The organism is Archaeoglobus sulfaticallidus PM70-1, assembly GCF_000385565.1.
GTDB lineage: Archaea > Halobacteriota > Archaeoglobi > Archaeoglobales > Archaeoglobaceae > Archaeoglobus_A > Archaeoglobus_A sulfaticallidus.
The window spans coordinates 1,601,724-1,623,770 of record NC_021169.1 but is presented as its reverse complement, the minus strand read 5'-3'; the positions used below and the strand labels follow the sequence as shown (position 1 = coordinate 1,623,770).

Here is a 22,047-nt window from a genome sequence, read left to right as displayed (position 1 = left end):
ACCATGCTACCACAACCACAGGAGCATCATCAGCACAGCCATCCCAGCGATAAAGATGGAGATGTAGTTCTGCAGGTCTCCCATCTGGATTCTTCTAACCTTCTCAGAGACAAAAATCGTAGCACTGGATATTCCGTTGACAGCACCATCCACCACATGCAGATCAAATGCAATCCACAGATCTGTGAAGTTCAGAATGGCTTTTGGGAATTTGTTGAAGAAAAACCTCTCGAGGAGCAGACCTAAGTTAGCGAGAGGGTTCCTTATAAACCACATGAAGAGCTTCGCACCCTTTCTGTAGAACCAGTCTGTGTCGAGGCTAATTGTTGGCTCTCCAGCCAGCTTACCAAGGAGAAGGAAGAATCCGAGTGCCGTGAATAGCAGAATCTGCATTGTCTCTGAAATGTGCTGTGCTGTGTATGGCTCAAAGTGAACCGGATATGGCAGAATGCTGTAAAGCACATCCGGATAGACTCCGATGAAAATGCAGAGGATTGCAAGAAACAGCATTGCAAGCAACATGTTGGCTGGGGGTTCCTTAGCCCTCAATCCAGAATTCTGGCCGAAGAATGTGAAGTATGGAAGCTTCAGTCCGGTATGCAGGAAGGTTCCTGATGAGGCTAGAGTGAGCATCAGCCAGATGAGCGGAAGATGAGATTCTGCTGAGGCTGAAATGACCATGGATTTGCTTACAAACCCGCTAAACAGCGGGAAGGCTGAAATTGAGAAACCCCCAATCATGTAGAGGGCTAAGGTGATAGGCATGTATCTGTACACCCCTCCAAGTTCTGTGAGCTTTCTTCTGCCTGTGACATGGATCACAGCTCCGGCACCCATGAACAGCAGGGCTTTGTACAGAATATGGCAGAACGCGTGACTCGCTGAACCATTAATTGCCATCTCCGTTCCGATCCCAGCTCCAGCTACCATGTACCCAACCTGGCTTATTATGTGGTATGCCAGCAACCTCCTGATATCGTTCTCAAGAACGGCATATATAACTCCATATACTGCCATTATCGCTCCGAGCCAGATTAAAATCTCCACTCCTGAGAAAGCCCTCAGAAGGACATAAACTGCTGTTTTTGTTGTGTACGCGGTCATGTAAACAGATCCGGTAACGCTTGCTTCCGGATAAGCATCAGAGAGCCATGCGGAAAGCGGTGGGACTGCAGCGTTCAGCATAAAGCTTATCAGGATCAGTACCGAGGCAAGATCTCCATAAATTATCTTATCGAATTCTATCGAGCCGGTGTTCAGGATGTAAAGCACTATTCCTCCAAGCAGTATGACTCCTCCGGCAGCATGAACCATTATGTACCTGAACCCTGCCTGTAAGGCTTTCTTTTTCTCCTGCCACGGATCACTGTTAAGCCAGATCAGGAAAACTGAAGATACTGCCATTATCTCCCAGAAGATGTATAGTGTGAATAGATCTCCAGCAAAAACAACTCCCAGCGAACTTCCTATGTATATGAAGGCTGAAGCAAACTCCAGATTGTTTTTTGAATGCAGTGCATACAGCACCCCAGCGAATGCCATTATCACGAAAACATAGGCAAAGACCATGCTCAGATCATCAACTCTTGACAGAACGAGGTTATAGCCCATGAACTCGTAGGAGTGGTGTATCCCGCTCTCCATCCTGAGAAGGTCCAGGAAGGCTATTACCGGTATTGTTAGCAGATATATGTTTCTTATCTTCCCCTTCAGGAGTGGGACTGCTATTGCTGACAGAATGAATATCAGCGAGGGAGGAAAGAAGGGGTAAAAGAAGTCAGTCATAATAATCTTCCTCTTTCATCAACCATCTGTGCCCGATCCATTTGGAGAAAACTATGATGAAGATGCATGAAATGAAGCCGTAGAACGAGGCAAAACCAGGTATTGCCTGCCAGACAAACTCCACATGTTCTCTTCTGATGAAGAAATCTGATATGAATGTGATGGCAAGCACTATGTAAAAAATCCTTCTCAGCTTCCTTCTATTCTCTCCTTTCTCTACCAGATCGAATAACTTCTCCGATAGATTCATGCTCACACCCCGAGCGTTAGTTTTGCTAAGCTCAGGAAGTAATCTGGATAGAAGAAGATCGCAACTGAAGCGATGGAAGTGATGAGAAGAGGTATGTACACGAATGGCGACGATTCTGATATGCCTGAGATCTTCGGATTGTCTTCGAAGAAAGCCTTGTAAACCACTGGCAGGAAATATCCAGCATTCAAGATTGAGCTTACGAGCAAAACAATCAGCAACGGAATTTGATGCATTTCTATTGTTCCTAAAGCCAGATACCACTTGCTTATGAATCCTGCCCCAGGGGGGAGGCCTATCATCGTGAGCGTTGCGATTGCAAAGGAAATCATCGTGATCGGCATTTTTCTACCAATCCCGGACATCTCGCTTATGTTCTTCAATCCAGAGCTAACATATATTGATCCAGCACAGAAGAAGAGCGTTATCTTGCCGAAGGCATGGCTTGCGATGTGGAATATGCCTCCAATCATTCCACTTGGGGTTAGCAGCAGAGCTCCCAGTATTATGTAAGAAAGCTGGCTTACCGTGCTGTAGGCAAGCCTGAGCTTCAGATTGTCCTGAGATAGCGCAAACAGAGAGGCGACTATTATCGTGATGGAAACGAAGTAGGCGAACAAGACCGAGATGTCGGCAGACAAGTTCTGATACCCTATGATAAAGAATACCCCTCTAAGGATCGAGAATACTCCTGCCTTAACAACTGCCACCGCATGAAGCAAGGCACTGACAGGAGTCGGGGCAATCATTGCAGTGGGGAGCCATGAATGAAAGGGCATAACAGCAGCCTTGGTATAGCCAGCGATGAAGAATATCAGAAGCAGGATTGCGATTTCGGGCTTTATGTTCCCGAAAACACCTCCATAGCTGAAGTCAGTGGTTCCGGTATAAACATATGTCAGAACTATTGCGCTTAACTGCATAACTGATGCACCGAGCAGATACACGAAATACTTCCAGCCAGCGAAGAAAGCTTCCACGCTCTCCTCGTGAACAACAAGAAGGTAGGTTGAAACGGTCAAGATCTCGTAGAAGAGGTAAAGTGTTATGAGGTTTCCGGCAAAGCATATTCCCATTGTGGCTGATAGTGCAATGGCAAAGCACGCGAAATATCTTGTCTGCGAGTGCTCTCTCAAGGATCGCATGTATCCTATCGAGTAGAGGGTGTTGAGAATCCACAACAGTGATGCTGTGGTTGCGAAGAACATTCCAAAAGCATCAACTTTAAGCTTCAGCTCAACGAATCCCGGAATTATCTCGCTGATTTTCAGGACTATGGCATCTCCGTGCAGTATAGCCGGAGCCATTGAGATGACTATTGAGAATTTGATAATGCCAGCAATAACGCTCCAGAACTCTCTCAGGTTGGGCTTTTTGTCGGACAGAATGATGAGCAGGGATGCAACCATCGATACAAGGATTGCAAGAAGAGGTTTGATCGATATTATTTCCATTGTATCACCTAATATCTCAGCTTCCTCAGCAGGCTGGCTTCTGTCGAGTGGTAGGTTCTGAAGATCAGCAGTATTATGCCAAAGCCTATACTCGCTTCTGCTCCAGCAATTGCAAGTGAGAATGTGACGAGTATTTGCCCAGAGATATCACTCAGGTAGTTCGAGAAAGCGATGAGGTTTACGTTGGCTGAGCTCATCATTATCTCGATGCACATCAGAATCCTGATCACATTTCTGCTAACTATGACTCCATAAGCCCCTATCAGCAGCAGAGTGGTTGATAGAAGTATGTAGTTCTCAAGGCTTAGCATGTTCAATCCCTTCTGGCGAGATAGACTGAGGATATCAGGGTTACCAGAAGCAGAATCGCTATCAGTTCAAAGTGCAGCACATATCTCTCGAAAAGCTCGCTTGCTATGATGTATGGCGAACCGTAAATGCCTTTTTTGATGAGCAGGATTTTTGATGTTCCGGCGAGTGGTATTATCGCAAGGGCGAATAATATAATAGAGATCACTTTAAGTGGATTTATGTCTGTTCTGAGCATATCCTTTCCTTCTTCCCTCTTCGTCAGCATTATCGCAAACAGCAAAATCACTGTAACGGCTCCAGCATAGATCAGTGTCTGAACTACCGCCACAAATTCAGCATCCAGCAATATGAACAGTCCTGCCGTGGCTATGAAGAGCAGGGCCATGTATAACGCTGAATTGAAAACCTCTCTGGCATGAACAACCATGATAGCTGAGAAGAGGATTATCGCCCAGAGCACTATCTCTATCGTATTGATCACCTTATCTCTTGGATCTCTCAACTTTTACCAGATCGAAAACCAGAGATGTTCTGGAATCGCTCGCCAGCTCATATTCGTCCGTCATCCGTATCGCCTTTGGCTTTGTGGGACAAACTTCAACGCATATCCCGCAGAACATACACCTTCCGGCAAAGTAGATGTACTCTTCAACGATTCTCTTCTTGTTCTCTTTTCTAGTCTTTATTCGGATGCAGTTGTTCGGGCAGTTTCTCTCGCAGGAAAGGCATGCTGTGCATTTGTCAACATAGTAAACAAGAAATCCTCTGTATCTCGGAGATGGCTTTACCTTCTTATCCGGATACTGCACAGTCACTGGCTTCTTTACAAGATGCTTCAGGGTTACAAACAGTGGCTGGAGCATTAAGGTTCTCATAGCAACCTAATAATAATGCAACCTAACAATTCCAGCAATCACGATGTTGAGTAGGGCTATGGGGATTAGAACTTTCCACCCAAAGTTCAGCATCTGATCTATCCTTATTCTTGCAACTGAAGCCCTGACCCACATAAGGAAGATCATGACAAGAAGGGCTTTAATGATGAGCCACAGCGATGAATCGAATGGTCCGAGCCAGCCTCCAAGGTACAGAATTGCTATGAGCATTGCTGAAAGCACGGAATGAGTGTATTCTCCGAACATGAGCAGGGCGAACTTGACACCGCCATACTCTGTCGTCCATCCTTGGACGATCTCAGATTCGGCTTCAAGCAGATCAAATGGAGGTCTTGCTGACTCCATGAAGGCTGATATGAGGAATGCAGCAAATCCAAGAAATTGTGGCAGGATGAACCATCCATCTCTCTGTGCCTCGACTATATCCGCCAGTCTCAGCGAACCCGATTGCACCAGGATGCCTATTATCGCCAGACCTGCTGGAATTTCGTAGCTTATCATCAAAGCTGCCCCTCTCAACCCTCCGAGCAGGTTGTACTTGTTGTTCGCAGACCATCCAGCCATCATAACAGGAATCACTGAAAGGCTCGCAACGGCGAGTATGAACAGTATTCCTGCGTTGAGATCTGCCACAATGTAGTTCCTGCCGACCGGGATGGCTATGAACGGGATCATGGCCAGAGCGAAGCACAGTACTGGAGCTAAAGAATATGTGATCCTGTCAACTCCTGCAGGAGTTATATCTTCCTTCAGAAACAGCTTTAATCCATCTGCAATGGTTTGCAGAATCCCGAACTTTCCCGCTCTGTTTGGGCCGTATCTGTGCTGTAGCCTTGCTATGATCTTTCTCTCAGCCCAGATGAGAATCAGTACTGAAACTGAGATCATGCCCACGACTATCAGCGCTCCAGCCAGCCCCCTAATCAGCGGGTTCTCAAGCAAATATAAAGCTGAATTCATCTGTCAACCTCCCCGAATACGGGATCGAGACTCCCGATGATGACTATGAGATCCGCTAGGAGAACATCTTTTGATATATGTGGTAGAATGGAGAGGTTGCAGAATGCCGGGCTTCTTATTTTGAGTCTGTATGGTCTTGCACTTCCATCGCTTACCAGATGTACACCAAGCTCACCTCTCGGACTCTCAATTCTTGAATAGACTTCCCCCTCCTTTGGTCTGATGACCTTGGGAACCTTCGCCCTTATACTGCCAGCAGGGATCGAGTCAAGCAGTTGTTCAACTATCTCAGCACTCATCTTCATCTCTTCAATCCACACCGAAACCCTCGAAAGGCAGTCTCCCCTCTTGCCGGTGATTATCTTCCAATCCAGTTCGTGGTAGATGCTGTAAGGCTCATCTTTCCTGACATCCCTTCTCACTCCAGAACCTCTCAGCACAGGGCCTGTAGCACCGAGGTTGATCGCTTTATCTGGACTCAAGACTCCAATACCTTCAGTTCTCGCAATGAATATCTCATTGTCATAAACCAGCCTCTCATAGTCCTCCATCCTGACCTCCAGCTCCTCAAGAAATGTTCTGACATAGTCTGTGAACCCAAGAGGAAGGTCATCTGAAACTCCCCCGATCCTCATGTAGTTATATCCAAGCCTCGCCCCGGTCAGCATCTCGAACATATCGAGAATCTTCTCCCTCTCTCTGAATGTGTACATCATCAGCGTGAAGGGCATGCCGAGGTCGTTCCCTATGCTTCCCAAAGCGAGAAGATGGCTGGCTATTCTTTGAAGCTCCAGAACCATAACTCTGATGTACTCCGCCCGTAAAGGCACCTCTATGCCCATCAGCTCCTCCACAGCCTTCACATAGGCCATGTTATTGGCCATGGAGGCTATGTAATCGAGCTTGTCGGTGAGGGGTATTATCTGGATGTAGTTTCTATTCTCAGCGATCTTCTCAAACCCTCTGTGCAGGTAGCCTATTACCGGCTCAACCCTCACAACCCTCTCACCCTCAAGCTCGACTATGAGCCTCAGCACACCGTGCGTGCTCGGGTGCTGGGGACCGAGGTTGAGGAGAACCGAATCCATGTCTGAAATCATATCCAGTCCCTCTCTTTAAGCTGGAATTCTTTTCTAAGCGGAAAACCCTTGAAGTCCTCTGGGAGAAGTATTCTCTTGAGTTTTGGATGATTCGAGAAGATTACCCCGAACATGTCGAAAGCCTCCCTCTCATGCCAGTCTGCTGAGCCCCAGATATCCGTTACAGAATCGATAACAGGGTCATCTGCGGGAAGTTTTACTCTCGCAGAGATCATAACTCTGTGTATGTAGGACCACGCATGATATACAACCTCGAGATAATCCTTCCTGTCGATTCCAACTATGCATGAGAGGTGATCGAATCCTAGATCTTTTATGAACCTGCAGAATTCATGAAGGCTGTCTCTATCGATCTCAACCCAGATTCTCTTTTCGTTCTGGACAGCTATCTGGAAAGCTCCAGCACTCTCAATCTCTTTCAGGAGAAAATCTAGCCTACTTTTTTCCATTAAATTCTCTGTCATACCTCGTTTTCCCCTCTCGAATCATCCTTCTGAGCTTCACAATTCCATCGAGCAGAGCTTCTGGCCTTGGGGGGCATCCAGGCACATAGACATCTACGGGAATTATCCTGTCAACCCCATCAACGACATTGTACGAATCGAACCATGGCCCTCCACTTATGGCACACTCACCCATCGCAATGACATACTTCGGCTCTGGCATTTGTTCATACAACCTTCTCACGACCGGAGCCATCTTATTCGTAACCCATCCGGAAACGATCATGACATCTGCCTGCCTTGGGGTGGCCCTTGCGAGCATGCCGAACCTCTCAACCCCATCGAATCTCGGCGCGCCCATGGCCATCAGCTCTATGGCACAGCACGCAAGCCCAAAGGTGAAGACCCATGGTGATTTGGATCTTAACCATCTTACCAGCTTGTTTGCATCAACGATATCCTTTAAGCTGTCCAGTCGAATCATGAAGAGCATCATGTTTTCTGCCACTCGAGTATACCTTTGCTCCACTCATATACAAGCCCAACAAAGACGATGAACAGGAAGATCATTCCTGCTACAAATATCTCTGTATTCTTCATCTGCAAGGCCCAGGGGTAGAGGAACAGTATCTCCACGTCGAATATGACGAAGAGAATGGCGTACATGTAGTACTGCAGGCTGTACTGATACCAAGCAGGAGTTATTGGCTCCTCTCCACACTCATAGGTAGTGTACTTCTCCTTCTCAAGCTTCTCTGGCCTCAAAAGTCTGGATACTATGTAGGCTAGGAATGCAAAGGCGATTACTGTTACGCTATATACCATAACTGTAAGGTATTCATCCATCCTTTGCTATCACCTCCAATATTTTAACGATTAATTGTTAATATTAGTTTGATTTAAAAATTTTTCTGCTGGGACATGGTGATTTGAGTGCACTCAGAGAAATGGTAAGATCTCCTAGAACTCGATGGAATGGAGAATAACAGCAAGTGAAGAGGAAAATGAAGTTACTAAGAAAAGATTTAACATGTCTCAGCAATTTTTTAACACCATCCAGAGCAACTTCTTCGGAATAAAATCCGGATTGTACTCCTTAGAGATAATTTCTGGTTTTTGCAATGTCCAAAACTCATCAAACGCCCTTTGCATCCGCTAACTATGGTGGTAATCTGAATCCGCAAACATATAATGAAATCAGAATAACTTCAAATCAATCCACAATCCCTATCCTCTTTGCATTTCTGTAAAACATCTTCTCATAGGTTGTTTCCTTCAGATTAAGCTGTTTCAACTCTTCAACAACTCTTTTGTAATTCATCAGGGGATAATCTGTCCCGAAAAGAACCTTATCGCTCAGTATGCTGTTCATCTGCCTGATAACAACTTCGGGAATGTACTTTGGACTCCAACCGGCTATGTTGAAGTACACATTCTCGTTTCTCCTGACAACAGCCAGAGCCTCCTCATACCAGGGATATCCGAAATGAGCAATAATTATTTTCAAATCTGGAAAATCCACAGCTACATCATCCAGATATAATGGCCTGCAGTACTTTATTTTGCTGCCCTTATGAAACTGGGTGCCTGTGTGGAATAGCAGTGGTAGTCCGTAATCGTTCGCAGCCCTGTATATCTCATACATCTTTGGATCGTTGGGATTTAGCTCATGCAGATGTGGCATGAACTTCAATCCTTTAAAATTAAGCTTCACTATTCTGTCTATCTCTTTTAACGCAACCTTTCCTTTATGGGGATCAACTCCAGCAAAAGGTATCAATCTCCCACCGCTCTCTTCATATGCCCTATACACAGCATCGTTTGATACTTTATAGCTGTATGTTGTTTCTGCATCTACTCCCACCACAACAGCCTTTTCAACTCCAGCTTCGTCCATATCTGCTAGCATTTTCTCTACAGAGATGCTAAAGTCCTTGCCGAAAACTCTTGAGTAGCTATCCACCATGCTCCTAGGGAGGGATTCGATAACCTCCCTCGTCCACAACTGAGCATGAGTATCGACAATCATACTTTTTCTTTAATCTGGAAAGTTATTTATCTTTTTGTACTTCTGAGATTGGAGCGGTATTCGTGGTATTTGTGAGGTTATCAGAAAAGGAGAACTGCCAAACTGCAGTATCTTTTTATTGCTGAGATCTCAATGGGTCTCGAGTTTTAGTAGCTCGACGATCGCGCTGCAGAAGTCTGGTTATGCTATCGTATAGAATCTCGAAAAGTCAAGGATCTAACCAATAATCCGATCTTTGTTTGCAGTATATGAAAATTCTAATAAGATAGATTAAGAAATTTAGAAGTTCTGTTTATATTTATTGCTTTGTCGAACAAAACCTACTCAAAATAATACACAATAAAAATTAAATCCGGATAAAACTTCTAACACTTCCATGCCGAAAATAAACTGGAAAGAGTACAATGAAGGGCTTGTAAAGAGAGGATAATTTTATTCAGCATAGTGTTCATGGAGAACTGGAAAAGAGTTTTCCAAGATGTAAGAAGATTTATAAAGAAGCTATTGAAAATAAAATTTAATGTTCTCTTTAGAAGAAATCACTATCAGAAAAGCTTCCTTAGAAGATTACACTGAAGAAAAATACGAATTTATTTATAACTGGATGAGCCAAGTCGCAGACTACCTATACTTTACTCCAAAGAGGGAGAGAATGGAGAAAGACAGGATTCGATTTCTCGCTTCCTTAGAATCTAACCTTACGGTTGTAGCTGTAACCAATGATGGAAAAGTTGTTGGACAATGCCAGTTATTCAAATCCGATTCGCCAAAACTTTCTCATGTCGCGAAGGTAGGCATTGCTGTCGCCCCCTCCTACTGGAGAAAAGGAATTGGAACAGCCTTGCTACGAAAAATTGAGGAGATAGCAAAATCAGAGGGTATTATCAAGATAGAAGCTGAAGTGATAGCCCCAAACACAGCAGCACTCAATTTATTCAAAAAGAATGGGTATCACCAAGAGGGAAGACGACTGAAGAAATTTAACTTCAAAGGCAGTTTGGTAGATGAAATCGAATTTGGTAAATTCCTTTAAGGAGTGGCTCATTTGGCAAAATTTTCTTGTTCGCGGGATATGTATATTGGGATTTATCTCCGAAATCGGCACAGGGCTCGTAATACCATTTATACCTATCCCTTGGTAGGGAGCTACAAGCTACTCCTGTTTTTAATTGGGAGCTTTTTCACGGCTACTGCCATAGCTCGAACACTATTGAACTATTGAACATTCCTGAAGGTATGATTTCCGATAAATGGGGGATAAAAAGTCAATCATGATAGGATATTTCCTTATGGTTTTGTCTCTTTTTCCCCCTTTATACTACTCCACAATCCAATCTTTTTTATCGGACTTATGACTCTCCTTGGCATTGCAAACGGAATAGTTACACCTCCCATCTTTTCGATTATTAGCCGATGTGCACCACAAGGAAAGATGGGTGAGGCGATAGGAAGTTATGAGATGTTCGCATCTTTTGGTTTTGCCTGCGATCTTATTTTATCTACATTCTTTATCTACATTCCCTTGTTATGGTAAAATAGTTTGATAGGTTCAGACATAACAGATGTGAGTTCGGAGTACCCGATCTTGCATGGATAGAACATGTAAATGACGAGTGTGAGAAAGGGTAAAATTTATTTTTTACAACTTGAATTCAGGAACATGAGGCGAACCATTCTTGTGGCAATGGTACTTGCTCTTCTGCTGATTGGATGTGCAGAAGAGCAGAAAGAGGCAAAACCCAGCCCCACTCCAGCAGAAGAAAAACTCAAGGTTGCTTTTGTGTATGTTAGCCCCATCGGTGATGCTGGCTGGAGCTATGCTCACGATCTCGGCAGGAAGTTCATTGAGGAGCATTATCCTGTGGAGACGAAGTACAGCGAGGCTGTACCTGAGGGCCCAGATGCTGAGAGAGTTATAAGAGAATATGCCGAACAGGGTTATGATATAATCTTCACGACCTCATTCGGCTACATGGATCCGACTATCACGGTCGCGAAGGACTTCCCGAACACGGTTTTCATGCACTGCAGTGGATACAAGACGGCAAAGAATGTTGGAACCTATTTTGGAAGAATGTATCAGGCGAGATATCTGAGCGGTCTTGTTGCCGGTAGCATGACCAAGACCAACAAGATAGGATATGTTGCAGCACATCCGATTCCTGAAGTTATCAGAGGAATTAATGCCTTTGCACTGGGTGTTAAGAAAGTAAATCCGGATGCCAAGGTTATAGTTGTCTGGACTGGAACATGGTACGATCCTGCAAAGGAGAAGGAGGCTGCAATAAGCCTTCTCGATCAGGGATGTGATGTTATTGCTCAGCATCAGGATTCTCCCGGACCACAGCAGGCTGCTGAAGAAAGGGGTGTTTACTCCATAGGCTATAACAGCGATATGTCCAAGTTTGCACCAAATGCACATCTAACAGCCCCGATATGGAACTGGAGTGTAATATACAGCTATGTTGTTGAGAATGTGATGGCTGGAACCTGGAAGAGTGAGGAGATCTGGTGGGGAATCGACAAGGGTGTGGTTGATCTAGCACCATTCAACAAGGTTGTGCCGGAGGATGTCAGGAAGATCGTTGAGCAGGAGAAAGAGAAGTATCTGAAGGGAGAGGTGCCTGAGCAGTATCCATTTGTTGGGCCAATCATCGATCAGAATGGAAATGTTGTCAAGGCTGAAGGAGAGGCAATGACCGACGAAGAACTGCTTTCAATGAACTTCTTTGTGGATAATGTTGTTGGAGAGATCCCACAGAAGTAAATTTTTTATTTTTTAATTTTTCTGATTGAAATGCTCAAGAGAGATAAGAAGTTGGAGAAAAAAATCGCGAGAGAGAGAATAGTTCTCCTGATGGAAAGAGCTTTTAAAACAGACGATTCTGATCTGTCGAGGAGATATGTTGAGCTGGCAATGAAAATCTCCAGCAAGTACAGGGTTAGAATTCCGAAAGAATACAGAAACACCTTCTGCAGAAAGTGTTACACTCCATTCAAGTCTGAAAATGTGAAGATCAGGCTTTTGAGGGGAGTTAAGACGATAGAGTGCCTGGTTTGTGGGTATAAAAAGAGGATACCGTACAAGCTCCGGGACATATCATAATGGCTTTTTCTATCGGTAAAGAGTCAACGAGGAGTTTGAAAATCCCTCCCTCCTTATTTTTTTTCAGAAAAGAATGTATTCCATATTCTGTCTTTCAGATGGTGTATGTTTTTCACAGCCTTGCCTTTTTTGCCAATCATCTCCTTACCATCGACGAGGGCAATTCCAACGGCTATCGGTGAATCCTTTCCCTCAACGGTCACAAAAACAAAGTCTCCTTTATTAATCTCCTCATCAGCGTAAACGATTCCGGGTTTCATTATGTCTGCTCCATTCATAACAAACGGCAAAGCTCCATTATCCACAACAACTTTTCTCCCTTCTGGCTTATTTTTAAGCAAAGCCAGAATTGTTGGATAAATCTCCCCATCATGCTCGAATAGAAGTGGATCATCGTTAACGAGGTACACTTTCCTGCCATCGATCTCAACCAGATCTATATCTCCTTCGATCTCGATGGAATACTTTTCAGCAATAAGATTCTTTATCCTTTTGGCCTTCTTTTTTCTCAACCTTTGCCTCTTCATTGTCTCACCCTCTATGTAGTTTGCGAACTAACGATATTTTTAAATACTCCTTCATATATGCAACTTAAAAGCCTTTTTAACTGGAGGAAGGGAGAATGGCAAACAGACCACTGGATGTGCTTAACAAATCACTACAAACATCTGTAATTGTTAGGTTGAAGGGTGGAAGGGAATTCAGGGGAATCCTGGATGGATATGATATTCACATGAATTTGGTGCTGATGGATGCGGAAGAGATTCAGGGAGGAGAGATCGTCAGGAAACTCGGAAGTGTTGTGATTAGAGGAGATACGGTAGTTTTTGTATCTCCATCGAAATTTGAAAGGTAGCTGAAAAGGGGGTATTTTGAATGTCGAAGGGTACAGCATCAATGGGTAAGAGAGGCAGGAAAATCGTTCACATAAAGTGCAGGAGATGTGGAAAGGTATCTTTCCATAGAAGAAAGGGATACTGTGCATCATGCGGATTTGGAAGAAGCAAGAGGCTCAGAAGCTACTCATGGGTGAGGAAGAAGAAATCGAGAAACTAAATCTAAAAACTTTTTAACCTCACAGCCAACTTAGATTTGAATGTGCGGCATAGTTGGTGTCTTCTGTAACGATGTGGATCTGACACCTCATATTACATATTATGCACTTTTTTCTCTTCAGCACAGAGGTCAGGAATCCGCTGGAATGGCCGTTTCAGGCGTTGGGGTGAACCTCTACAAGGACATGGGTCTGGTCAGCGAAGTCTTCAGTAACAAGATCCTGTCGATGCTGAAGGGGAATTCTTCAATAGGCCATGTCAGGTATTCAACTACCGGACAGTCAAGGATCGAAAACGCTCAACCACTGGCTGTGAAGTCAAGATATGGCAGTATAGCTGTAGCACATAATGGTAATCTCGTCAACTACAGAGAGCTGAGAAAGGAATTGGAAATTGACGGAAAAGTGTTTCATACCGATTCAGACACAGAAGTAATTGTTTACCTCCTTTCCTCGTATCTTCTAGATAATGATCTTGAAACAGCCCTTTCCATGCTGACAAAGAAACTCATGGGCTCATTTACTCTCACACTATTGCTGAACGATATGGTTGTTGGATACAGAGACCCAATGGGGTTTAAACCCCTCTGTGTTGGAGAAGGGGAGTTTGGATACATAATCGCGTCAGAATCATGTGCCATAGACTCCGTTGGAGCAGAACTGATAAGAGATGTAAGGCCAGGAGAAGCAGTGATAATCGAAGACGGCGATTTGAGATTTGAAAAGATCGCTGGGAGTGACAAAAAATGCGTCTGCGTCTTTGAATACATCTATTTTGCGAGACCCGACTCAGTAATAGATGGCAGGAATGTTTACAGGGTCAGGTACAACATCGGCAGAACTCTGGCAAAAGAAAGCCCGGCTGAAGTTGATCTTGTGTCTCCGGTCCCTGACAGCGGAACAACATCTTCAATTGGTTATGCTCATGAATCCGGGAAACCATATCTTGAGGCTCTGATCAAAAACAGGTATGTTGGCAGGACATTCATAATTCCCGGGCAGGAGAATAGAGAGCTCTCAGTCAAGCTCAAGATGAATGTTTTGAGGGATAATGTCAATGGCAAAAGGGTTTTGCTAATAGATGACAGCATTGTTAGGGGAACAACTTCGAGAAAGATCGTAGAGCTCGTCAGAAAGGCTGGAGCGAAAGAGATCCATTTCAGAGTCGGGAGTCCACCAATTGTATCCCCATGCTATTTTGGTATTGACATGTCAACGAGAGAGGAGCTTATAGCATCTGAAAAAAGTGTTGAGGATATAAGAAGAGATATAATGGCTGATTCTCTGGCGTATCTCAGCTTAGAGGGGCTGTTAGATTCCGTTGGTATTAGACGGGAAGATCTGTGTTTGGCCTGTTTGACCTCTAGGTATCCCGTCCCAGTTGAATGTGCTATGAAGTGCTGAATGTTTGGATGATTGTGATGAATATCATCTTATTCAATTCAAAAGGTTTTTAAGTTTTTGAATTAATTGAGATACATGTCCTTTGGATATTTTAAAAACAAGATTATAGAAGGAGATTTTCCTGAAGGATCTATTATCATGATCGCAGGAGAACCGGGAACGGGAAAAACCATACTGGTATCATCGATAGCTCATGAGGAGATAAAGGAGGGTAAAAAGGTACTTTTTGTCTCGTTTAATGAAACAAAACAGGATTTCTTTAAATATACTAAAAAACTTGGTTTCGAACTGGAAAATGAGAATTTCAGATATATGGATCTATTTACCGCTGGCAGAGATGTTGTGGACACGCAGCTTAGTTTTATATTCAGTGAAATAGAAAAATTCAATCCCAATATCATTGTTATAGATTCAATAACAGCGATTTTGAGTGTGCTGGCGAAAGAGAACATTAGAACTTTTCTTCACACAAGTCTTGGAAGATTTGTAAAAAAGAAGGGTGCAACAGCGTTTATAATAGCTGAAAAGCCGATTGGAAGCGAGGAATTCGGCTATGGAGTAGAAGAATTTGTAGTGGACGGTCTGATAATACTGAGGTACCTGAAACATGATGAGCACTATAGAAGGATTCTGGAAGTACCCAAGATGAGAGGTTTAAAGATAAAGAAGCCACAATACGAGTACACGATAACAGACAAGGGCATATTTTTCTTCGATATACCTGAGTTGAACAGGATTGGAGAAGCCAGTTTTGAGAGAGTATCTACCGGGATAAAAGAGCTTGATGAGCTTGTTGGTGGTGGATTCTACAGGGGGTCAATCACGGTCTTCATAGGGAATACCGGTACTGGAAAGACAACCTTCGGACTGCATTTTACCTACAACAATGCACTGAATGGAAAAAAGGCATTGTTCATAACATTTGAAGAAAGTGAAGAAAACATATTAAGAGCCATGAGGAACTACGGTATGGATTATTCCGCCGTCAAGGAAAATATGATAATAAAAGACATGATCCCTGAGGCTTACAGCCCCGTAACCTTTTTTGCCAGGATATACGATTTGATAGAATCCTTCAAGCCAGAAGTCTTGTTCATAGACAGTTTTTCCTCTCTTAATGAGCATATGGAGGAGGTTGAACTCTCTAAAATGGTGAGATACATTCAGTTAACGGTTAAGAGACTTGGAATAACGTTATGCACGACTCTTAATCTTGAAGGTAATCTGAGAAAAATACCTCAGACTGGCCTGAGCACACTGTCGGACAACATCGTACTTCTATGGTATGAACTTGAAAACGATTCTGTCCATAGGAAGCTGCTGATATTGAAATCAAGAAGTACCGACCACTCCAGAAAAATCCATTCGTATGAGATAACCGATGACGGGATTAGAATAATCGGGTGAGGTGGTGTAAATGATAGAGTACTCGTCGCCCAGAGATCTTGTCATAACTGCTGTTAAAAATGCAATTAAAAAAACGGATCCAACTCTGCTGAAGATACTGGAAGTCCACCTTGAAAGCAGAGAAGGTAAGGGATTGGATATGGCTTATGAAAATCCGGAAAAGTTTGTAGATAGTATGAGAGACTTATTCGGTGAGTACAGCGGAAGATTTTTTGAACTACTATTAATTCAGGAAGTAAAAGAACTAGTGGGGTTCAAAGAACAGCCGAATAGCCTGAAAGAGGCGATAGAAATACTGAAAACATATGTTCTGTAGTATGAACCCTTTGCAGATTTTTGCCATTTCGAGTTTAAAAAATTCTCCATCTCTGATAGAGGTCGAAACTGGGGTAGAGGAAGGTATTTTTATTAAAAAGTATCTCGAGGTTGTTAGGGATGAATATGAGCATGTATTCCTGATATCTTTTTTCGATGCGGACAAATTTCTTCTTACCCAAATTGGTGAATTAATATCTAAAGAAAATATAATATCTGTATTTGGCAGGCATGAGGATAAGAGTATCGAGGGATCAGCTCCAATAATAACAGGCTATATTGGAAATTTCTTGAAAAAAGTGGAAGGGAGAACTCTTGCAGTAGTTACAGGATTGTGTTTTTACTATACTATGGTGGGTGAAGAAAATCTCGTCGGGATATATCCCAGAATTTCAGGTCTCGATAGGTATAAGGCAGATCTCGATGTGCTTACTGTGATGAATGTTGAGATGTTCTCTGAAAAGGTGATTGGCATCCTCAGGAGCTTTTCGTACAATATATTAAGGCTGGGTATTGAGGAAAGAGATGACGAGTTTCTGAGGTACGCTATTTTACTTAGATCTGCCTTTCCTGAAGAGAATCTAAAGAAATGGTATTACAAAATCGAACACGACGAGGTTGTGTTTTTTAACTCAAAAAGTGGCTGTGGAGGACTCACCCAGCTGTGATTGAAAGCTCGAGATTATGATGGAAATCTCAAATAATGCAGGAAAAAATAAAAATATTTAAATTAATCCAATAACCCCATGCACATTCTCTCGAACTTTTCGTGTTCCAGCAGTTCTCTTGCTTTCCCATCAAACGCGACCCTGCCGCTTATAAGCAAGTATGCTTTCTCGCTAATCTCCAAAGCCCTTTTGACATTCTGCTCAACCAGTGCGATCGTAAGCCTGAAGTCATCCCTAAGTTCTAGTATTTTGTTGAAGATGATCTCTGCAAACTTTGGAGATAGCTGTGCTGTAGGCTCATCCAGCATTAAGAGCTCTGATTTTCTGATCAGGGCTGTAGCTATAGCAAGAAACTGCCTCTCTCCACCACTAAGCGTTCCAGCTTTTCTGTTTAGGTAGTCTTTTAGCTCCGGAAAAGCGTTTAAGGCTATCTCTCTTCTTTCTTCGTATTCACCGTCATCGAGTGTGTATCCAGCAATTTTCAGGTTCTCCTCTACTGTCAGGTTCGTGAACACATTGTCTACTTGAGGAAGATATGCTATGCCAAGCTTGGTTCTGTCATGTGGAGGAGTGTATGTGATATCGTCATCCTTGTAGATGACCTTCCCTGAGTAAATGTTCGTTAGTCCGAATAGAGTCTTCAGCAGCGTGCTCTTTCCACTCCCGTTCGGGCCTACTATTGTTGTGATCTGGTTCTTTTTTACCTCTGCATTTATATCAAATAGGACCTGAACCTCCTTATATCCAGCATTAAGTTCTTCCGCCCGTATCACCCAAATACACCTCTATCACTTCTCTGTTGCTCATTATATCCTCTTCAACACCTTCTGCAATCACACTACCGTTTGCCATCACATATATGTAGTCAACATATGGCAAAACGAGATCCAGCCTGTGCTCCACTATGAGGAATGTGTAACCTCTGGCTTTCAACTCCTTTATCCTGTCCAGTATGGACTTTGCAAGAACTGGGTTAACTCCAGCTACTGGTTCATCCATTATTATCAGTTTTGCATCGGTCATCATTGCCCTGCCAATCTCTAAAAGCTTTAGCTGCCCCCCGCTCAGCTGATACGCCAGGTTGTCCCACAGGTGGTCTATCTTCAGGAACTTCAGCACATCGAATGCTCTCTCCACAAGGTCTTCCTCATACTTCTTCCATCCTGGGAGTAGACTGCCAACTACGCTCTCTCCTGGGTTGTAGTCTGCTATCAGCAGGTTCTCCAGTACCGTCAGCTTCTTCAGCGGCTGTGGTATCTGAAAAGTCCTCACTATGCCGTTCTGATATATCTCATGGGGCGGCTTATTCGTTATTTCTAATCCTTCAAAATAAACATGACCTTCATCGGCCTTGTAAAAGCCCGAAACGGTGTTTATGAATGTGGTTTTCCCGCTTCCGTTCGGGCCAATAATGAGCGTTACTCTATTGTCCTTTACTCTTATATTCACACCATTAAGGGCTGTTAGCCCGTCAAAAAATTTAAAAAGATTTTTAGTATATAGGAGATCACTTCCATTCGACTTCATTCTTCTCAGACTTCCATATTCCTTTCAGTACCCACTGACAGTCCTCAACACCCCAGATTGCGTAGTTACCAGAAGCTCTGTCGTTCCACTCGTTGAGCTTGATGAATCCGCTTACTGGGGTAACTCCATATGCTCCCTTGCTGTACTCTTCAGTAACCTTTGGTATAACCTCTGCAACTGCATCCGGATCGAACTTGCCTTCCTTGTCATAAACCTGTGCGAATGAAAGGGCTAGCACCCATGCAGCATCGTATGCATCGAGACCATACTGGTAGGTCGTTCTGCCATACTTGCCATAGTATGTCTTGTTGAGCTGCTCGTAGCTGTCTCCCTTGGACTCGAACAGTGTGGAGTACATCTTTACGGCGTTAACCCTGTCACACATCTCAGTGATCTTTCTACTGTAGGCATTACCATCACACCCGATCCACATAACTTTCAGCAGAATTGAGTCCTCTGGAATCTGGGACAGCATTGTGTATGTTTCCTCATAGCTGAAAGCAACAACAGCAATTTTTTCTGTGCCGTACTTATCAGCAAGATTCTTGATACCATCTTCAATTGCGTTTATGTACTGTGAGAAGTCTGCTGGTGGTGGATCTGGATATTCGACAACCTTTGCAACCTCAATACCGTATTCCTCAAACAACGGCTTTGCAGCATCGGCCAAACCCTTACCCCAGGCGTTGCCGACATATGTTATAACAACGCCCTTAATTCCAAGCTCCTGAACCTCCTTGGCTATTGCCTTGGTCTGGAATGTATCCGGTGCGACGAATCTGAATATGAACTTCTTCTCCTCAGGCTTTGTAATACCGAGGAGCTGTGGTATCGCCGTTGATGAAGGTGATATTATTATTATCTTATTAGCGGTAACATAATCTGCGATGTTCTTGACCTCACCACTACCCATTGGGCCAATTATAAGCCTCACTCCCTTTCCATGCAATGCCTGAACCTTATCCAGAGCGACTTTTGGATCAACTCTCGTATCTTCAACATATACCTTTACCCTGTATGGCTTACCTTTCTCCTCAAAGTACTTGTTGATCTCATCTTTGGCTATTTCTACCGTAGCTTTTATATCTTCACCATATGTTGTAAGCGGTCCAGATAGGTCAACAAGCACACCAATTGGAATTTCAACCTCTTTCACTTCTGGAGTGTTCTCTGCAGTCGGTGTTTTCTCAGCAGGTGTCGGGACTGGCTTCTCTGCCTGCTGGGCGCAAGCCATCAGCAACGCTGCGATGGCTATTACCAAAACTAATTTTCTGAGTGACATGTGGTATCAAATAACCTAAAACTTTAAAAACTTTTGGTTAAATTGCGGTTTATGTCAGTAATGGAAGGAGCGATAATCTACTCAAATTTACTTGTACTGCTTAGCATAGGACTGACAATGACCTATATCACAACAGCTGTGCCAAATTTCGCCCAAGGGTCTTTTGCAGTCTTTGGGAGCTATGTAGCTCTAACGCTTTTCAGACTTTACGGAATACACCCGTATGCGTCGATTCCAATCACATTTGTAGCTGGTGGCTTGCTGGGGCTGGTGATATATATTGGTGTGTTGAAACCACTGATCCGTAGGGGAGCGGAGGTTGTCATACTAATGATTGCGACTCTTGCTGTAGATTTAATATTACTGGGGGTAATTGGAGCCTATTCTGATTATTTGGGTGTTATAACTAAAAAATCGGCTAAAAAGTTTATATTTACTCCGTATGATTTCTCTATTGGATCTATGAGCGGTATATTTTTCGTATCTATTGCTGTCATTGCTTTAATCTTATTCGGTTTGTATTTGCTTCTTTTCAAGACCAAATTTGGAGTTGCGATGAGGGCTTCAATGGAGAATCCTTCTCTGGCTGAGATAATGGGTGTGAATGTCGAGACAACGAGGCTGACTTCATGGATACTTTCTGCAGCCCTCGCTTCTCTGGCTGGAGCTTTGCTGCCATTCAGGCAGGAGATAGTCCCAATGACTGGTGGGATAATAATCGTCTCAATCTTTGCATCGAGCATCGTTGGAGGACTGGGGAGCATATTCGGTGCACTGATTGGAGGCTATGTTGTTGGTATGTCAGAATCCTTTGTGACATTCGAACTCTCAAAGGTATTTGGCACAGGTGTGCTGGTATATAGCAGAGTTGTCTCGTTGATAGTTCTGATAATAATGCTGATTCTGGCACCTAAAGGAATAATGTCCATAAAATGGAGGAGGTTGAAATGGCTCAGGAGTTTCTTATCCTGAACATAATCATCTGGATTGGTCTGTATCTCATAGTTGGTTTGAGTCTCAACATAGAATATGGATTTGGGGGAATTCCCAACTTCGGAAGAGCTTTAGCAGTGCTGATTGGGGCTATAGCTGTTGGTGGTGTGGTAAACAGAATCCTGATGGTGATTCTTGGTGTAAGCGGACAGATAATAGATGCGAGCGGTGTGGTCAAAACTGCCTTCAACGACATAATAGCCCAGAATCCGGCGGTTGGAATTGCGATCCTTGTTTTCTCTCTGATCCTTGCGGGATTTCTTGGGGCCGTAACTGGTGCCATATTCATACTGCCAAGTGCAAAGCTGTCTGAAGATTATCTGGCGATTACGCTTTTGGCGTTGAGTGAATCGGCTTTTCTTATAAGCTACTACCATCCGGATATAATCGGAGGCTACTATGGGGTTACTTTCCCCAATGTGCTCAACTTCATTCCCGGAGAACAGAGACTCTTTGCCTTTGCCTTTATAATAATCCTGATCGCGATACTGGTTTACATTCTAGTGAGCAGAATGCTTGCATCTCCGTATGGAAGGCTGCTGAAAGCAATGAGGGAGAACGAGGCTGTGGTTGAAACATACGGTAAGGATATAATGATGCTAAGAATCAAGACGGTTGCAGTTGGTTCTGGAATCGCCGCTTTGGCTGGAGCATTGTATTCAATGTTCTCGGTGAATGTCATAGCAACGAACTTCAGTAGGGTTGAATGGACTTTCTATCCGATCCTCATGATTCTGCTTGGTGGTCTTGGTAACACTAGGGGTGTATTTATAGGGGTGGCTTCTTTTGTCATAGCAAGAATATTTCTGATAACATATAAATTCGAGATTGTGAGCACTCTGGGACTTCCTTTCGATCCGGTATGGCTTGAGTACATTCTCTTTGGTTTTGTGATGCTGGTCATTCTCGTCTATCGTCCAGAGGGAATTCTGAAAGAGAAGCCGATACTGACAGAACCGATAAAGAAGGTCGTGAAGAAAAGAAACATAAAATCCAAACTTGATATTTAATCAATTTTTATAAAATTTTTTAGAATTAAAAGGATTTAAAAAGCTGGAATTT

The 22,047-nt window shown here is 43.5% G+C and carries 28 protein-coding genes and 1 pseudogene; 13 read left to right on the top strand and 16 right to left on the bottom strand.

What is annotated here, in order from left to right; genetic code table 11:
• Positions 1–6: 6 nt before the first annotated feature.
• The 12 genes from ASULF_RS08805 to ASULF_RS08750 form a co-directional block, all read right to left on the bottom strand.
• Positions 7–1,785, bottom strand: coding sequence for a Na(+)/H(+) antiporter subunit D (locus ASULF_RS08805; protein ID WP_015591378.1), 1,779 nt, complete (start codon positions 1,783–1,785; stop codon positions 7–9).
• A complete protein-coding gene (locus tag ASULF_RS08800; RefSeq protein ID WP_015591377.1) occupies positions 1,778–2,035 on the bottom strand; it encodes a hypothetical protein in 258 nt (85 codons plus the stop codon). Before ASULF_RS08800 ends, ASULF_RS08805 begins: the two co-directional genes overlap by 8 nt.
• 2 nt (positions 2,036–2,037) lie before the next feature.
• A complete protein-coding gene (locus ASULF_RS08795; RefSeq protein ID WP_015591376.1) occupies positions 2,038–3,489 on the bottom strand; it encodes a monovalent cation/H+ antiporter subunit D family protein in 1,452 nt (483 codons plus the stop codon).
• 8 nt (positions 3,490–3,497) lie between these two features.
• The gene (nuoK, locus tag ASULF_RS08790) at positions 3,498–3,800 is read right to left on the bottom strand and encodes an NADH-quinone oxidoreductase subunit NuoK (protein ID WP_015591375.1); all 303 of its coding nucleotides are present in this window, start codon (positions 3,798–3,800) and stop codon (positions 3,498–3,500) included.
• 2 nt (positions 3,801–3,802) lie between these two features.
• Positions 3,803–4,282, bottom strand: a complete 480-nt coding sequence (locus ASULF_RS08785; protein WP_015591374.1) for an NADH-quinone oxidoreductase subunit J family protein — start codon at positions 4,280–4,282, stop codon at positions 3,803–3,805.
• Between the two features lies 1 nt (position 4,283).
• Positions 4,284–4,676 (bottom strand): NuoI/complex I 23 kDa subunit family protein, encoded by a 393-nt coding sequence (locus tag ASULF_RS08780; RefSeq protein WP_052312092.1) that lies wholly within the window; start codon positions 4,674–4,676, stop codon positions 4,284–4,286.
• Positions 4,677–4,682: 6 nt separating this feature from the next.
• Positions 4,683–5,657 (bottom strand): NADH-quinone oxidoreductase subunit NuoH, encoded by a 975-nt coding sequence (nuoH, locus tag ASULF_RS08775; protein ID WP_015591372.1) that lies wholly within the window; start codon positions 5,655–5,657, stop codon positions 4,683–4,685.
• A complete protein-coding gene (locus ASULF_RS08770; RefSeq protein WP_015591371.1) occupies positions 5,654–6,757 on the bottom strand; it encodes an NADH-quinone oxidoreductase subunit D in 1,104 nt (367 codons plus the stop codon). Before ASULF_RS08770 ends, nuoH begins: the two co-directional genes overlap by 4 nt.
• Entirely contained in the window at positions 6,754–7,221 is a 468-nt protein-coding gene (locus ASULF_RS08765) for an NADH-quinone oxidoreductase subunit C (RefSeq protein WP_015591370.1), read from the bottom strand. The genes ASULF_RS08770 and ASULF_RS08765 overlap by 4 nt, the downstream gene beginning before the upstream one ends.
• Complete coding sequence (locus ASULF_RS08760; protein WP_048098381.1) at positions 7,193–7,684, bottom strand: NADH-quinone oxidoreductase subunit B; 492 nt, start codon at positions 7,682–7,684, stop codon at positions 7,193–7,195. Before ASULF_RS08760 ends, ASULF_RS08765 begins: the two co-directional genes overlap by 29 nt.
• An 8-nt stretch (positions 7,685–7,692) precedes the next feature.
• Positions 7,693–8,046, bottom strand: coding sequence for an NADH-quinone oxidoreductase subunit A (locus tag ASULF_RS08755; RefSeq protein WP_015591368.1), 354 nt, complete (start codon positions 8,044–8,046; stop codon positions 7,693–7,695).
• A gap of 367 nt (positions 8,047–8,413) precedes the next feature.
• A complete protein-coding gene (locus ASULF_RS08750) occupies positions 8,414–9,229 on the bottom strand; it encodes an amidohydrolase family protein (RefSeq protein WP_015591367.1) in 816 nt (271 codons plus the stop codon).
• A gap of 376 nt (positions 9,230–9,605) precedes the next feature.
• On the opposite strand from ASULF_RS08750, the pseudogene ASULF_RS11765 reads away from it, so the two are divergent.
• From ASULF_RS11765 to ASULF_RS08735, 5 genes and pseudogenes are all read left to right on the top strand, one after another.
• Positions 9,606–9,697, top strand: a pseudogene (locus tag ASULF_RS11765) (IS5-like element ISArve1 family transposase); the annotation flags it as partial.
• A gap of 52 nt (positions 9,698–9,749) precedes the next feature.
• Positions 9,750–10,262: a GNAT family N-acetyltransferase gene (locus tag ASULF_RS11420; RefSeq protein ID WP_015591366.1), complete on the top strand. Its 513-nt coding sequence runs from the start codon at positions 9,750–9,752 to the stop codon at positions 10,260–10,262.
• Between the two features lie 246 nt (positions 10,263–10,508).
• Positions 10,509–10,763 carry a hypothetical protein gene (locus ASULF_RS12440; RefSeq protein WP_394295717.1) on the top strand — a complete coding sequence of 85 codons (255 nt, stop codon included), beginning with the start codon at positions 10,509–10,511 and terminating at the stop codon, positions 10,761–10,763.
• A 126-nt stretch (positions 10,764–10,889) separates the two neighbouring features.
• Complete coding sequence (locus ASULF_RS08740; RefSeq protein ID WP_015591365.1) at positions 10,890–11,996, top strand: BMP family ABC transporter substrate-binding protein; 1,107 nt, start codon at positions 10,890–10,892, stop codon at positions 11,994–11,996.
• Between the two features lie 30 nt (positions 11,997–12,026).
• Complete coding sequence (locus ASULF_RS08735; protein ID WP_015591364.1) at positions 12,027–12,335, top strand: ribonuclease P protein component 4; 309 nt, start codon at positions 12,027–12,029, stop codon at positions 12,333–12,335.
• Between the two features lie 53 nt (positions 12,336–12,388).
• Here the strand turns inward: ASULF_RS08735 and ASULF_RS08730 are convergent, their stop codons facing one another.
• A complete protein-coding gene (locus tag ASULF_RS08730) occupies positions 12,389–12,862 on the bottom strand; it encodes a DUF1947 domain-containing protein (RefSeq protein WP_015591363.1) in 474 nt (157 codons plus the stop codon).
• Between the two features lie 95 nt (positions 12,863–12,957).
• Between ASULF_RS08730 and ASULF_RS08725 the strand changes: the two genes are divergently transcribed.
• From ASULF_RS08725 to ASULF_RS08700, 6 genes are all read left to right on the top strand, one after another.
• On the top strand, positions 12,958–13,191 hold the full coding sequence (locus ASULF_RS08725) for an LSm family protein (RefSeq protein WP_015591362.1): 234 nt from the start codon (positions 12,958–12,960) through the stop codon (positions 13,189–13,191).
• A 20-nt stretch (positions 13,192–13,211) separates the two neighbouring features.
• On the top strand, positions 13,212–13,391 hold the full coding sequence (locus tag ASULF_RS08720; RefSeq protein ID WP_015591361.1) for a 50S ribosomal protein L37e: 180 nt from the start codon (positions 13,212–13,214) through the stop codon (positions 13,389–13,391).
• A gap of 40 nt (positions 13,392–13,431) precedes the next feature.
• Positions 13,432–14,793, top strand: coding sequence for an amidophosphoribosyltransferase (purF, locus tag ASULF_RS08715; protein ID WP_015591360.1), 1,362 nt, complete (start codon positions 13,432–13,434; stop codon positions 14,791–14,793).
• A 75-nt stretch (positions 14,794–14,868) separates the two neighbouring features.
• The gene (locus tag ASULF_RS08710; protein WP_015591359.1) at positions 14,869–16,200 is read left to right on the top strand and encodes an ATPase domain-containing protein; all 1,332 of its coding nucleotides are present in this window, start codon (positions 14,869–14,871) and stop codon (positions 16,198–16,200) included.
• A 10-nt stretch (positions 16,201–16,210) separates the two neighbouring features.
• A complete protein-coding gene (locus tag ASULF_RS08705) occupies positions 16,211–16,516 on the top strand; it encodes a DUF3227 domain-containing protein (protein WP_015591358.1) in 306 nt (101 codons plus the stop codon).
• Position 16,517: 1 nt separating this feature from the next.
• Positions 16,518–17,183 (top strand): hypothetical protein, encoded by a 666-nt coding sequence (locus ASULF_RS08700; protein WP_015591357.1) that lies wholly within the window; start codon positions 16,518–16,520, stop codon positions 17,181–17,183.
• A gap of 62 nt (positions 17,184–17,245) precedes the next feature.
• On the opposite strand, the gene ASULF_RS08695 is transcribed toward ASULF_RS08700, so the two are convergent.
• Genes ASULF_RS08695 through ASULF_RS08685 form a run of 3 tightly spaced genes read right to left on the bottom strand, consistent with a single transcriptional unit; the run spans position 17,246 to position 19,992 of the window.
• Positions 17,246–17,956 (bottom strand): branched-chain amino acid ABC transporter ATP-binding protein, encoded by a 711-nt coding sequence (locus ASULF_RS08695; protein WP_015591356.1) that lies wholly within the window; start codon positions 17,954–17,956, stop codon positions 17,246–17,248.
• Positions 17,934–18,710 (bottom strand): ABC transporter ATP-binding protein, encoded by a 777-nt coding sequence (locus tag ASULF_RS08690; RefSeq protein WP_015591355.1) that lies wholly within the window; start codon positions 18,708–18,710, stop codon positions 17,934–17,936. The genes ASULF_RS08695 and ASULF_RS08690 overlap by 23 nt, the downstream gene beginning before the upstream one ends.
• Entirely contained in the window at positions 18,691–19,992 is a 1,302-nt protein-coding gene (locus tag ASULF_RS08685) for an ABC transporter substrate-binding protein (protein WP_015591354.1), read from the bottom strand. Before ASULF_RS08685 ends, ASULF_RS08690 begins: the two co-directional genes overlap by 20 nt.
• Before the next feature lie 51 nt (positions 19,993–20,043).
• Here ASULF_RS08685 and ASULF_RS08680 point away from each other — a divergent pair, with 51 nt between their 5' ends.
• Together ASULF_RS08680 and ASULF_RS08675 are read left to right on the top strand one after the other, a co-directional pair.
• The gene (locus tag ASULF_RS08680) at positions 20,044–20,964 is read left to right on the top strand and encodes a branched-chain amino acid ABC transporter permease (RefSeq protein WP_015591353.1); all 921 of its coding nucleotides are present in this window, start codon (positions 20,044–20,046) and stop codon (positions 20,962–20,964) included.
• Positions 20,940–21,995 carry a branched-chain amino acid ABC transporter permease gene (locus ASULF_RS08675; RefSeq protein WP_015591352.1) on the top strand — a complete coding sequence of 352 codons (1,056 nt, stop codon included), beginning with the start codon at positions 20,940–20,942 and terminating at the stop codon, positions 21,993–21,995. The genes ASULF_RS08680 and ASULF_RS08675 overlap by 25 nt, the downstream gene beginning before the upstream one ends.
• Positions 21,996–22,047 lie beyond the last annotated feature (52 nt).